The sequence below is a fragment of the Myxococcota bacterium genome (genome assembly GCA_040387835.1).
GTDB lineage: Bacteria > Myxococcota > UBA727 > UBA727 > JABDBI01 > JAZKCZ01.
Window position 1 is genome coordinate 45094 of the sequence record JAZKCZ010000003.1, and the last position, 13314, is coordinate 58407.

Annotated in this window: 10 protein-coding genes; 1 reads left to right on the forward strand and 9 read right to left on the reverse strand. The window is 48.7% G+C overall.

The window, feature by feature from the left end:
- The first annotated feature begins 6 nt into the window (after nucleotides 1–6).
- Nucleotides 7–2511: a M1 family metallopeptidase gene (locus V4534_07505; GenBank protein ID MES2504706.1), complete on the forward strand. Its 2505-nt coding sequence runs from the start codon at nucleotides 7–9 to the stop codon at nucleotides 2509–2511.
- Between the two features lie 3 nt (nucleotides 2512–2514).
- Here the strand turns inward: V4534_07505 and V4534_07510 are convergent, their stop codons facing one another.
- Genes V4534_07510 through V4534_07550 form a run of 9 tightly spaced genes read right to left on the reverse strand, consistent with a single transcriptional unit; the run spans nucleotide 2515 to nucleotide 13277 of the window.
- A complete protein-coding gene (locus tag V4534_07510; protein MES2504707.1) occupies nucleotides 2515–3216 on the reverse strand; it encodes a DnaJ domain-containing protein in 702 nt (233 codons plus the stop codon).
- 12 nt (nucleotides 3217–3228) lie between these two features.
- The gene (locus tag V4534_07515; GenBank protein ID MES2504708.1) at nucleotides 3229–3489 is read right to left on the reverse strand and encodes a hypothetical protein; all 261 of its coding nucleotides are present in this window, start codon (nucleotides 3487–3489) and stop codon (nucleotides 3229–3231) included.
- Nucleotides 3490–3528: 39 nt separating this feature from the next.
- A complete protein-coding gene (panB, locus tag V4534_07520; GenBank protein ID MES2504709.1) occupies nucleotides 3529–4329 on the reverse strand; it encodes a 3-methyl-2-oxobutanoate hydroxymethyltransferase in 801 nt (266 codons plus the stop codon).
- Nucleotides 4326–4928, reverse strand: coding sequence for a CPBP family intramembrane glutamic endopeptidase (locus V4534_07525; GenBank protein MES2504710.1), 603 nt, complete (start codon nucleotides 4926–4928; stop codon nucleotides 4326–4328). Before V4534_07525 ends, panB begins: the two co-directional genes overlap by 4 nt.
- Before the next feature lie 39 nt (nucleotides 4929–4967).
- The gene (locus tag V4534_07530) at nucleotides 4968–7613 is read right to left on the reverse strand and encodes a pitrilysin family protein (protein MES2504711.1); all 2646 of its coding nucleotides are present in this window, start codon (nucleotides 7611–7613) and stop codon (nucleotides 4968–4970) included.
- Between the two features lie 47 nt (nucleotides 7614–7660).
- On the reverse strand, nucleotides 7661–10744 hold the full coding sequence (locus V4534_07535; GenBank protein ID MES2504712.1) for an efflux RND transporter permease subunit: 3084 nt from the start codon (nucleotides 10742–10744) through the stop codon (nucleotides 7661–7663).
- Complete coding sequence (locus tag V4534_07540; protein ID MES2504713.1) at nucleotides 10741–12012, reverse strand: TolC family protein; 1272 nt, start codon at nucleotides 12010–12012, stop codon at nucleotides 10741–10743. Before V4534_07540 ends, V4534_07535 begins: the two co-directional genes overlap by 4 nt.
- A 6-nt stretch (nucleotides 12013–12018) precedes the next feature.
- Nucleotides 12019–12786 carry a hypothetical protein gene (locus V4534_07545; protein MES2504714.1) on the reverse strand — a complete coding sequence of 256 codons (768 nt, stop codon included), beginning with the start codon at nucleotides 12784–12786 and terminating at the stop codon, nucleotides 12019–12021.
- Complete coding sequence (locus V4534_07550; GenBank protein ID MES2504715.1) at nucleotides 12786–13277, reverse strand: hypothetical protein; 492 nt, start codon at nucleotides 13275–13277, stop codon at nucleotides 12786–12788. Before V4534_07550 ends, V4534_07545 begins: the two co-directional genes overlap by 1 nt.
- Nucleotides 13278–13314: the final 37 nt, after the last annotated feature.

Genomic DNA, 13314 nt, shown 5'->3' on the forward strand with positions numbered 1-13314 from the left:
CCTTGGATGCGTCTTTTTCTTTTAGCTTGCCTGTTTTCCCTCTCGTCACTCTCATCAAAAGCGCCCGGGGGACAGCTTCCTCAAGGGGTTAAGCCACTTCATTACGATCTGGCTCTGTCGGTTAATCCAGGCAAAACTGATTTTTCGGGCAAAGCGACCATCAAGCTGTCTTTGGCCAAGCCCATCAAAGAATTCTGGCTACACGGTGAAGACCTTAAGATCACAGACGCCTATGTCCAAACTGCCACCGAGCAAGTAAAAGTCACTTACGAGCAAGTCACATCAGAAGGTGTGTCGCAGATCCGCGCACCCAAAACCTTGCCTGCGGGTGAGCTCACCTTGACGCTGCAGTATACAGCGCCCTATCAGAAAGACCTTGCCGGTCTATACCGCGTTGCTTTCAACAAACTTAATTACGTCTACTCTCAGTTCGAGCCTATTGCCGCACGGACATGCTTTCCAGGCTTTGACGAGCCCAGGTTTAAAACACCTTTTAAGATTTCCTTAACCGTACCTAAAAACAGCTCAGGCATCTCCAATGGTCTGTTGCAGCAAGAGATTAAAAACAAAGACGGCACGAAAACGCTGCTCTTTGAAGAAACTGCCCCTTTGCCAACCTATTTAATCGCATTTGCTGTAGGCCCCTTCGATGTGGTGGATGGACCTATGATGGGTAAAATACCTCTGCGCGGCATCGCACCTAAAGGTCAAGGCAAAAATATTAGCTATGCGTTGTCCCAAACGCCTCGCATTTTAAGCATTTTAGAAGACTATTTTGGCATTCCCTACCCTTACAGCAAACTTGATATCATTGCCGTTCCTGACTTTGCAGCCGGAGCCATGGAAAACGCAGGCGCCATTACTTTTAGAGACTCGCTCTTACTGCTCAATCCTAAAACAGCGCCCGTTTGGCAGGTAAGGCGCTTTGCTGAGGTCATGGCGCATGAACTCGCGCATCAATGGTTTGGCAATCTCGTCACTTTAGCTTGGTGGGAAGACATCTGGCTGAACGAAGCCTTTGCCACCTGGATCGCCACCAAAGTGATCATGCAATACGACCCTGCGTACCAAGCTGATTTAGAAGCCCTAGAAGAAACTCAACAAGCCATGAACGCGGACTCCCTCGCCTCGTCCCGAAAAATCGCAGAACCGATCACGTCACATCATGATATTTACAGCGCGTTCGATGCCATCACCTACACCAAAGGTGCTGCCGTTATTGCCATGTTCGAAGAATATTTAGGCGCAGACATATTTCAAAAAGGCGTGCGCAATTACTTGGTCCACTATGCGAATCGCAATGCTGACACGCGAGACTTCATTGCGGCCCTGTCCAAAGTTAACGGTATCAACTTATCCTCGAGTTTTGAAAGCTTCCTAAATCAGCCAGGCGTGCCGCTCATTCACTTTGAGAAGGACCGGTATGCTCAAAAGCGCTACCTGCCACTTGGCTCAGATCTTGATCCCGATCATTCTTGGGTCATTCCATTTTGTCCCGAAAAGACGTCCTGCCAAATGCTCGGCAAGACCCAAGGGACCTTGGAAAACTTTGGTTTCCCCGCAAGAGCAGGCAAAGGCTACTACCGTTTCTCGGGTCATTACCCCTTTAATTTTGCCAGTGCCAGCAATGCAGACAAAGTCGTCCAAATAGCAAACTTGAAAGGCGCCTTCACATCAGGCCGTTTAAACACCAGCGAACTTCTGCCTGAGCTCGCCAAATTCGCTAAAACCAGTTCAAGATTCACCGCCACCGCACCAATGTCCACGTTGTACTGGCTCAACAACTACGTGATCAAAGCTGACACCAGGCCTCATTTTGAAGCCTACGCTCGAAAAGTGTATACGACGAAACCGCAGATGTTAGACAGCAACGAGCAAAAGCTCTTTGACGCCGAATACAGCGCTTTTGAAGCTGAAGTCGCTAAAGACCCAGCCATTCGAAAAGATCTTCTCAAAAAAGCCCTCGGCTATTTAATCAAACCCTCGAGTTTAGATCCAGACCTAATCAAAGTTGCCTTAACGGTGCTCATTCAAGAAATGCCCGCCTATTATCCAAGACTCAGATCGATACTGGCCAAAAGCAAAGATGCCATTCAACGACGAGCCGTCATCGGCGCGCTCGCTGAATCAGATCAATCGCTAAATCTAATTTTATCAAAAGATCTGAGAAAAAATGAAATCTTAACCTTGCTTGGCACGTATATGAAACGTCCAGAACATTTTGAAAAAGGCCTCGCCTGGATGGAAGTAAACCTGCCAGCCTTGATCAAAAGCCTACCCATCAAAAGCACAGGTCATTTGCCCTGGACTTTGACCGCCCTTTGCAGCGCCGAGGATGCGAACAGAGTGAACACTTTGTTAAAACCATTCATCCAAACAATGCCCGGCGGTCCCAGAGCGCTCAGTGGCGCGGTAGAACAAATCAAACTGTGCGCGGCCCTGGCAGAATCACAGGGGGAAAACGCTATGCGCTTCTTCAATGCGGCGGGTATCGCCTCCACGAAATCGTAGGCGTTATTTCCTTGGATTAAACTTCGACTCTTTGCTCAAAGATTCGAATAAATCTTTTTCTTTAACCGTCAATTTCGATGGAACTTTAATCTGTAGATTAAGGAACAAATCGCCAGGACCATTTCTGGTTATCTGCCCCTTTCCTTTCAGGCGCATTCTCGTTCCACTTTGAGAACCAGGTGGGATTTTAAGTTTCACGCGTCCTGAAAGCGTCGTAACTTCTAATGTTGTGCCCAGGGCCGCTTCCCAAGGCGATAGCGATAAAATCATTTCAGTTTCAGCCGGTTTTGCCACTGGCGGCTCATCCTGCCAAGCTTGGCTGCGGCGATGTTGGCCAGGGGTGCTGCCGAAAATGCTGTCGAAGAAGCTGCTGAAACCGCCGCCAAATCCGCTTTGCGCACCACCACCTCCACCGCGCAGGTCGCCGAAATCGAATTGGACGCCTTGCCAGCCCGGCGGAGATTTGAAATTATCGCCGGCTTTCCAATTGGATCCTAGGGCATCGTATTTTTTGCGGCTATCAGGATTTTTTAAAACTTCGTAAGCTTCGCTGGCTTTCTTGAACTTATCTTCCGCGCCTTTTTCTTTATTCACGTCGGGATGATATTGTTTAGCCTGTTTTCTATAAGCTTTTTGGATCTCTTCTTGCGAAGCGGAACGAGCGACGCCTAAAATTTTATAATAATCCTGAAATTGCACTGCCATAGCGCAAACTTATCAATATGCTGCGCAGTGGTCTACACAAAAACCGACGGTCGCATCTTTGCTGCATACCTGATGGTGACCACAGTCTGTGTCTTCGCGGCAAGGCTTTCGGCAAATGCCGCCATAAGGATCCTCAGAGCCCCGCCTATCACAGGCAAGGCCAGCTTCACACTGGTGACCAGGAACTTCGCTTGTACAAAAGTTGCCTTCTTTCACCGCTGCAGCAGCGCTAAACCCGGTCAACACACAGGCAAGTAATAAAAAATATCTCATGCTAAACCATTTAGCGACGGGGAGAGTAAGTTGAAACGGTCATATGACCGAGACATGTTCTTGGGCAGGAAACTCTCCATGCCTAACTTCCGTGACATATTTCTCAACGGCGGCCATTACCAAACTGGCGCCATTTAAATAGGTCTTAAGAAATCTAGGTTTAAATTCAGGATTAAGGCCAAGCAAATCATAGCTGACCAACACCTGCCCGTCCGTAAAACGTCCCGCGCCGATACCAATGGTCGGAATGACTAAACGGGTTGATATTTCTTGCGCCAAAGTTTCAGGAACACATTCCAGCACAATTGCATAAACCCCTGCTTCTTGCAGAGCCAGCGAGTCTTCCAAAATCCTTGCGCTCGCTTCTTCGGTCCGGCCCTGAATACGGTGACCTGAGAGCGCATGTACGCTTTGCGGCGTTAGACCGACGTGCCCCATCACCGGAATGCCAGCCTCGGTCATCGCTCTCACAGTGGAAGCAACCGAGCGCCCACCTTCAACTTTCACTGAATGTGCCCCCGCACGAAGCAAGTTGGCGGCGTTTTCCAAAGCTACCTTCAAGTCCGTTTGATAAGTCATGAAAGGCATGTCCGCAACGAGATGCGCGCGCTGACAGCCCCGCGCGACCGCGCGCGTATGATAAACCATGTCATCCATGGATACACTCAACGTATTGGACGCGCCCTGAATAACCATACCCAATGAATCGCCGACCAAAAGGATGTCAACGCCAGCCATATCGATTAACCGGGCGAACGTCGCGTCATAACAGGTCAGCATGACAATCGGCTCACGGGCCTCTTTCTTTTTCTGCAAGTCTATTAACCGAACAATTTTCATCCATGGCTCCAGCGGAAACTCTCTGCTAGCCATTCTCCGAACACATTGCAAAGGGCGTGATACAAGGTTGCGCCTAATAAAGAGCCATTTGATTTATAAACTAACCAGGAAAACACCAATCCAGGGAAAAAAGGCAGCAGCCTAATAAGGCTATATTCACCCGCAAAATGCCCTAAGGCGAAAAACAGATTCACCAACAAGACCGCCGTTATCGGGCGATAAACCCTCAACAAGCGACTCTGTAAAAAGCCGCGGTAAAAGATTTCCTCAGGCAACGCAATCATCAATAAGTTAATGGCGAAACCCCAAAGGAGATTTATCGAAAAAGCAGGCTCAAAACTTATTGGTTTTAAAAGCAAATACTGGCCGATAGCAAAAAGGGTCAAGCTCGAAGCCGAAACCCAAAGCATTCGCAGCAAATCTGCGCGGATAGCGCCGGGGAGAATTCGAATGGAATAGCCCAAAATGCCAGGCACGTAGATTTGATAGAGAAATGCCGCGGCGAATGCGATGTCTGCGTGGATGGGTTTTAGGATTGCTAGCAGGAATAGCAAGATGATGGCGGCGGTAATTGGCCTCTCCCGATTTTGGCTAGCCAAAATCTCCCTCTCCATGAGATGGAGAGGGCATAAAACGCGCTATTTGAAGTCGCCGGCTTTTACTTCGGCTAGACCAGCTGGGGTTACGTATTTTTTTAGAGCGCCTTGTACATCCGCTGTTGTTAGCTTTTCGATCTTTTTGAGAAGCTCGGCTTGGAAGGCGAAGGTACGGTTTAGTTCCAAGTTCGAGCATAGGGCCGACACCACGTAACCGTCGTTGGCCCACATGTTTTCCATGGTGGATTGTAGGCTTTGCTTGCTGTCTTTGAGTTCGGACTCAGTGATGCCGTCTGTCTGCCACTTTTTATACTCGTCTTGCAGAGCAGCCAAGGCTTTGGTCGCATTGTCGCTGGCGGCCATTGCATACAGACCCAAAACGGCGCTTGGTTCATGCTTGCTGGCATCCATCCATGAGCCGGCTCCATAGGATAGGCCTTCGGTTTCACGGAGGCGGTGCCACAGGCGTGACTTCATGCTTTCGCCGAGCACATACGCACCCATACGCATGGCTGGGTAATCGTCCGAGCTATCTTGAAGTGGCAAATTAGTACCTAGGGCCAATAGGGCCATCGCTTTATCTGGGGTGTTAATGACCTTGGTTTCGGAAACAACTGCTTTATACGGACGCGTAATGCGCTTGAACGGCTTGGCGGATTTCCATTCGCCAAATTGTTTATTGAGCTCGGCTTTGACCGACTCAACATCGAAGGAGCCAATAACGGCTAGCTCTAAATTGCTGGCACCATAGTAGATCTGGTACAGCTTTTTAATATCGGCAAGCTTGATGGCTTTCAACTTCTGGATGCGTTCTACGAGCGTAGGCACATAATGAATACTTGTTTTGGGCCAAGGATTTTGCAGGCGTTCAAGTTCGTTAAAGCCAAGCATTTTAGGATCAAGCAGTGCTTCTTCCAGTTCAGCCAGCTCCTTTTTGCGAACGATTTCGAATTCAGCTTCGCTAAATGCTGGCGTTTTCATCACTTCAGCGAGCAGTTTAATCACTGCAATCACATGGTCTTTATCGCTGGTGATGTCTGCCACTGTTTTGCCGGCAGCGCCGCCAAGGCGCAGGTTAGATTCAATGCTATCGAGCTCATCTTGGATCGCTTGGAAGTTTCTTTTTTGAGTGCCCCTCATCAGCAACTGAGGAATTAATGCCAACTCTTCGGTATGACCGTTTAACGCGTCTTCAGTGCCAAAGCGGAAAATGAGATTGGCTTTGACCAGATCCCCGCGAGTCTTTTTCGGCAAGAAAGCGACCTGAATGTTGTTATTCAGCGTCATACGCTGGGTCATGCGGTCGATATTGGCTGGTGTGGCCTCAAAATGTTCTCCCTGAGCGAGGTTGTGATCGCTTGAGTAAGACTCCAGCATCTTCTCTACGTCAGGGGTTTTAGGAACTTCTGCGCGAGCTGGCTTGTCTGTCGGCACAAATACGCCAGCGGTTCGATTGCTTTCTACCAAGTAGTGCTTCGCGACTTTAACAACGTCTTCAAAGGTCACGTTCTTGATTTGATCACGCTGCCAGAAATACAGACGGTAATCGCCTTGTGAAATCGATTCGCTCAGTCTTAAGGCTAAATCTTTGCTGTTGTTAGCGGCAATTTTATAATTTTTGAGCAATCGCGCTTTGGCTCTGGCGACACCTTCTTTGGTGATGGCTTTGGCCTGTTTGGTTTCCACTTCCAAGACCATTTCGTCTTTAAGTTTATAAACGTCTCCAGGCTTGATGGCCTTAGCAAAAATCATCAGGGCGCCTGGTTCTGCCAGCGAATAAACCATGCCGAAAATTTCGGATGCTTTGCCAGCCTGGACCAAGTGGTCGTACAAGTAACCGCCTGGCTCTTGCGTCAAGACGTCTGCCAAGATCCGAACGGCTGCAAAATCGCCATGAGATGCTGCTGGCACGTGATAGGATAAACCTGCTGCTGCGACCTCGCCTGTGCGCATGAGTTTTACGAAACGTGAGCCATCTTGCACTGGCTCTTCGGTGTAGGTCTTATCCAAAGTGCGCGTTGGCTTTTGAATTTTGCCGAAGTACTCGCCGGCCAGCTCTAAAGCTTTGTTTGGATCAAACTTGCCGGCGATGACCAAAACGGCGTTGTCTGGCTGATAATATTTTCGGTAGAAAACTTGTAGATTTTCTACGGGCACGCGTTCGATATCACTTCGATTGCCGATCGTGCTCTTACCGTAGTTGTGCCAACGGAAAGAGGCAGAAAGCATTTGATCATGCAAAACACTGATGGGATCGTTTTCGCCGATTTCAAATTCGTTGCGAACAACCGTCATTTCGGAATCGAGATCCGACTGACGAATCCAGCTATTGATCATGCGGTCTGCTTCAAACTGCAAGCCAAATTTCAAGTTGTCTTCGCTGGCTGGCATGGTCTCGAAATAGTTGGTTCGATCATACCAAGTGGTAGCATTGAAAAACGCGCCGCGTTCTTGCAACATGCCTTTGCTATCTGGAAAAGTTGGCGTGCCTTTGAACAACATGTGCTCCAAAAGATGGGCCATACCGGTCTCGCCGCGCCCTTCATGCCTTGAGCCAACCAAATAGGTAATATTAACCGTCACCGTGGATTGAGACAAATCGGGAAATAGCAACACCTTGAGGCCGTTGGGCAACATGTATTCTTGAATGCCTTCAATTTCACGAACGGGTTTCAAATTTTGTGTCATCGTAGAACAACCACCTATAAGCAAAAGGATAAAAAAGAAGCACTTTTTCATGAACGGCCCTCTGAGTAAATGGGATCTACATAACGCTTTCTTTCTAAAGTTGCCAAGATGCAATAGACGCTGGGAACCACAAACAACGTCAGGATTGTCGATACGAACACGCCTCCAAGCACCGCGATGGCCATGGGCACACGGCTTTCCGCACCAGGTCCCACAGCCACAGCAGGCGGGATCGCCGCTGCGATGGTTGCAATCGAAGTCATCAAAATCGCTCGAAGACGTAAAGGGCAGGCTTCAATCAAAGCGTCGCTTACACTCAAGCCTTGTGCCCGCATGTGGTTGGTGAAATCGACCAGCAGAATGGAATTCTTTTTCACAATGCCCATCAATAAAAGCAGCGCGATCATACTGTAAATATTGAGCGTCTGATTCCCTAGATAGAGCGCCATCAACGCACCCGACACACTAAACGGCAGCGCCACCAAGACCGTAAAGGGGTGAACAAAACTATTAAACTGCGAGGCCAAAACCATGTACGACACCAAAATTCCCAAAAGCAATGCCCAAAGCAAACTGGAGAATGAATCTTTAAAAGTCTGCGCACTGCCGCTCAAAACCAAGCGATAACCTGGCGGCAGCTTTTCCCCCAACTGCTCCACCACACTCAGCGCTTCCTCTTGCGAGCTGGCAGGCGCTGGGTTCGCATATAACGTAATCGCCCTTTCTCGATCTTGTCTTGAGATTGACTGCAACGTCAGATGCATTTTCGTGGTGACCAACTCTTTCAGCGGTACCATCTCCCCCTGCACGTTTCTAACGCCCATGCGGTATAAATCCTGCATGCGCGTGCGATCCTCGTCCTTTACCCTGACACGCACGTCATACCTATGCCCATCTTTGGTGAACTGCCCGGAAACAACGCCGCCCATCATGGCTTGAATGGTTTGAGCAATGTCTGACACCGATACGCCATACTGTCTTGCCTTGCTGCGATTGGGGATGATTTGAATTTCCGGCAGCCCGTCTCGGTAATCGCTGTCAACGTCTATCATCTTGCCGCTTTGACTCATGGCCTCGGTAAAGCTTTTGCCAATTTCAACGAGTTTTTCATGATCAGGGCCACGAATATTAAACTCAATGGGAAAGCCTCGCTTAGCCGTAAAGCCGCTCAACGACGGATCTTGTATGACCACTTTAATATCGTCGATTTTATTAAGCTCTTTTCTAAAGACACCAATCAAATCTTGCTGGCTTAACTTGCGCTTATCCGGTGGCTGCAAGGTTAAAAACATCATACCGGCGCTGGTTTGACCACCGTTAAAACCACCGATAACGCCGTAATACCCGCGCACGTCTTTTTTACCCAAGACCCACTTTTCGACTTCCATGAATTTCTGACGCGTGTACTCAAGCGATGAGCCAGGCGGCGTTTCAAACCTAACGATCAGCATGCTTTGATCTTGAGCCGGGATAAACTCCTTCTTAATCAACTTCACCAAATACAAACTGCCCGCAAAGAACAGCAAACTCAAAAAGACCACGGCCCATTTAAATCGGATCGATACCTTCACCATCCGCCGATATGCCATGGCGCTTTGCTGAAACATCGCTTCGACGCCGCGCCCAATCCAAGTTCGCCTTGGCTTCACCTCTAGAAACTGCGCACATCGCATCGGTGCCAAGGTCAATGCCTCCAGCAATGAAATGGCTACAGCCACCGACAAAGTCACCCCGAACTGAAACAAGAACTTGCCGATAATCCCCTGAATAAATGCCACCGGCAAATAGATTGCGATAATCGCTGTCGTTGCCGCCATCGCCGCCAAGGTGATTTCTTTCGAACCAAGCAGCGCCGCCTGCACCTTGCCCTCGCCTTTTTCACGGTGGCGGACAATATTTTCTAGCACCATGATGGCATCATCCACCACAATCCCAATCGCGAGCGATAGGCCCAATAAAGTGAAGAAATTGAGTGTAAAGCCCATCGCATCCAGCACGATAAAGCTGCCAATGATGGCCGTCGGTATCGCCAACACCACATTTAAAGTGGCCGAAATAGACCCCAAAAAAAGCAGACAAATTAAAGCCGTGAGCACCGCCGATAGAATCAGCGTGAAATTAAGCTCCCTGATCGACTCCTCAATAAAAACCGTTGAGTCAAACCGAACCATTATATTGACCCCAGCGGGAAGCTCCTTTTTTATCTCTTCCATACGGGCCTTAACAGCCTTAGCCACCTCCACCGCATTTGAACCCGGCTGCTTTTTCACACCTAAACCAATGGCCGCCACACCCGCTGAGCGAGACATGGCGCGAATATCATTCAAACCGTCCTCAATTTCGCCAATATCTCGCAATCGAATTGGTACATAGTTCGGTGCTCCCCCACGGCGTAAAATCAAAATATCGCCGAAATCCTCAACGCTGCGAGCTTCACCAAAAGTTCGAATTCCGACTTCTTGCCTGCCAATATCAATCTGACCCGAAGGGAGCTCAACATGCCCAGATCCAATCGCACTGAGCACATCCGATGCCGTCAACTCATGCGCTGCCAGCTTTTCTGGACTTACCCAAACCCGCAAGTTTGGCTCGATATAACCGCCGAGAATTAACTCCCCAACACCTTCAATAGCCGCAAAGCGATTTTTAATTTTATTTTTCACCAAAGACATCAAATCTCTTGGCTTTAAAGAATCCGAACTCACCGCCAACCAGATAATTGGGTTGGCATCCGAGTTCGATTTCATGATCACCGGCGGATCAATGCCCTTGGGCAACTTTGCGGCAACTCGGCTCAAAGCATTTTGGATTTCCTGCACCGCTATATCGATGTCTTTATCCAGACCAAACTCAAGGGTCAAACTAACACGGCCCATTGCCGATGAAGACGATAGCGTTTTCAACCCTTCCAAAGACGCAAACACATCTTCAACTGGATCGGCAACCTCAACTTCCATGACCTCAGGCGCAGCGCCGGTTAGTGTCAGCGAGACTGAAACCACCGGAAAGTCGACTTCCGGCATCTGGCTCAGGCCCATATGGCTAAAAGAAATCCAGCCAAAGACAATCAAAAACGCCATCAGCATCCAGGCAAAGACTGGATTTCGAATCGAGATTTCTGATATATTCACGGAACTTGTCCTATCGCAGCATGTAAGTTCTCAAGAGCGGTTTTTCCCTGATACCAAGTTTGGTCGTATGAACGCATTAAAGTGCTCAATTGGGTCATGGCGGTGTTCACTTCCAAATTGGTAATTAACTTATAGCGATAGTCATTGCTAAGCTGTTCATAACTTTTTCGGGCCGATATTTGAGCCCTGCTCAAAATAGGCAAAGTCTGAATCACACCTTGCAGCGTATTATAACAAGTCCGAATATCACGCTCCGCATCTCGCCGAGCCTGCATAAGCCCATACCTGAGCCCCCGGGCGGTGGCCTGTGCTTGCCGCACCTGCGCAACCACGCCAAACCCCTGAAACAGCGGCACGTTAATGCTGGCGCCCAAATCCCAATGGATATGCTGCAACACGCCACTTCGATAGGGATAGTAATTCGCCGCCAATCCCACCGTCGGAAAGTGGCTGCCTCGCATCACATCGGTCTGATTTTCAGCCGCTTCAACTTGGGCTACCAACGATCGGATTTCTGATCGGTCATCGATTTTCGCCAAATAGCTTTCGATAGGTTCCAGTTGCTCAGGCAGTTTGGCTGTATCTTCCGCGACATCGTCCTGCGGCTCAATCCCAGTCATGACGCGCAATGATTCTTCACTTAACCGAACAGCCTCTTTAGCAGCCATCGCTTGCGCTTCAAGCAAACCTATTTGTGTTTCCTGCACTAAAACGTCGGCTGAGCGCGAACGCCCAATCTTAACGAATTTCCTAATAGCGCCCATACGTTCATCAGCTGATTGTTTAAGCGCCAAGATGTTGTCTAAATCCCGACGATTACCCCAGTAAGTATAATAAGCCGTTGAAACCTGCCGGTATAACCCGGATTCAACCAAGTTAACATTCGCTTCCTGAGCCCGAATCGCCGCTTTCGCGGCTTTATAAGCAGCGAATTCTCTAAATCCCTGCAGCCCACTCATCGTTGCTGAAAATCGCGTTAAATATTGGTCAGGATTAAAAAAAGCCGCTACCACTGATCCATTATTATCAACCGTCGGTATCTGCTGCCTGGTATATGAAAAAAGAAAGTTAACATTAGGGTAAAAGCCGGACTTAATTTGCAAAAGCTGCGCATGCGCAAAGGCCACTTGAACCCTCTGCTGAGAAACCGACTCCACCTGTGCCTTAGCGATCTCAAATATTTCCAGCAACGAAAGGCTCTTGCCCAAGGCACTGAACGAAAAAGCCAGCAGCCCAAATACTAATAGCCGCGTAATTCCAAGGGTCATTGAAGCTTATAGAACGACTACCACTCTTTTGGCCCATAGACCCAAGCAGGCTTGCAGCAAGATTAAGCCATCCACCCCATATAAATAGTAATAGGAATGCCTAGATGGTCTCGCATAGAATGCGAACGCACACGCGAGCCCAAAGACCACCGTGCTAGCCCAGCGAAAATCAAACACCAAAAACAAGCTAAAGAGCGACACCGCTAACGTCCGCGCTACGCAAACGCCATATGAAACTGCAACGGTTTTGGTCCCACAGGCAGTATCATGTGCCATATCTCGAATGTTAAACAAAACGCATAAGCCGCCGATAAAGCAAACCTGCGCCGTCCAAAACCAAACCGTCGGCCCCGCCGGCAACACACAAACCGACGCCCAGACCAAAGCAACCAACAACGATTTCACAACCGGCATTTTTCGAAAATTAGTTACCGGTAAAAAATACGTCAAAGCCAGCAAAAAGCAGGCCCCATAACAAACCAGATCAATAAGCCTTGCAAACAACAACGGATACAGTCCAAAACCAGCCGCCAACATCATGCACCACAACACACCGCGATGCGAAAGATACCAATGCAGATTTTGATGCGTCTGAAAAATCGACAAATAAAGCCGCTGGCCATTATACAAAATAAATGTGGAACAAAATATCAGCAAGACTTGGGCGTGCTCAACGCGCGCTGCAAATATCGCCTGCGCATATGCCGATAAAGAGGCCGCGCAAAGCGATATAAACAAGTTCGAATAGGCAATAAATGCCAAAACTCTAGACACTAGAACCGCCAGTTAACAAAAACCATCCCTGGGGCAAGTTGCGATGGAAAGTGACCGAACCATGACTCGTTGTTCTGAATAATATTCACAAGACCAATTTGAACGGCTTTGTCTGCGGCGTGGGCAATATTTACGACACCAAACTGCACGCCGGATAGCTTGCCAGCATAGTTGACCGCACCGGACTGCAATCCCATGAATGACGTTTCGCTATAGTTCACAAAAGCCCATTGGACACCTTTATAGTTTTGGGCGTAGTTGACCAAAGCGATGCTTAAGCCTGCGCTATCACTGGTGCTGCCGTTGACGATGCCAAGTGCCAAAGCATGTTGTGGGTTTTCTGACCAAATGCCGATGGTTAAGCCGTCGATGGTTTGGGTCCGGCCGAAGATAGCGACACCAGGTACTAAGCTTGCGTTGAAAAATTTTGCTGCAAAAATGTTGGAGGAGATCAAGGTCGCAGCGACGAAGAGTCTGAGGATTTTGTTCATGGTGAAACCATTAACCATCCATCCCCTTTTGTCATCC

Excerpts from the sequence above, each read along its gene's own strand:
- panB (MES2504709.1), bottom strand. The coding sequence starts at position 4,329 with ATGAAAATTGTTCGGTTAATAGACTTGCAGAAAAAGAAAGAGGCCCGT.
- V4534_07510 (MES2504707.1), bottom strand. The coding sequence starts at position 3,216 with ATGGCAGTGCAATTTCAGGATTATTATAAAATTTTAGGCGTCGCTCGT.
- V4534_07540 (MES2504713.1), bottom strand. The coding sequence starts at position 12,012 with ATGACCCTTGGAATTACGCGGCTATTAGTATTTGGGCTGCTGGCTTTT.
- V4534_07515 (MES2504708.1), bottom strand. The coding sequence starts at position 3,489 with ATGAGATATTTTTTATTACTTGCCTGTGTGTTGACCGGGTTTAGCGCT.
- V4534_07550 (MES2504715.1), bottom strand. The coding sequence starts at position 13,277 with ATGAACAAAATCCTCAGACTCTTCGTCGCTGCGACCTTGATCTCCTCC.
- V4534_07530 (MES2504711.1), bottom strand. The coding sequence starts at position 7,613 with ATGACACAAAATTTGAAACCCGTTCGTGAAATTGAAGGCATTCAAGAA.
- V4534_07505 (MES2504706.1), top strand. The coding sequence starts at position 7 with ATGCGTCTTTTTCTTTTAGCTTGCCTGTTTTCCCTCTCGTCACTCTCA.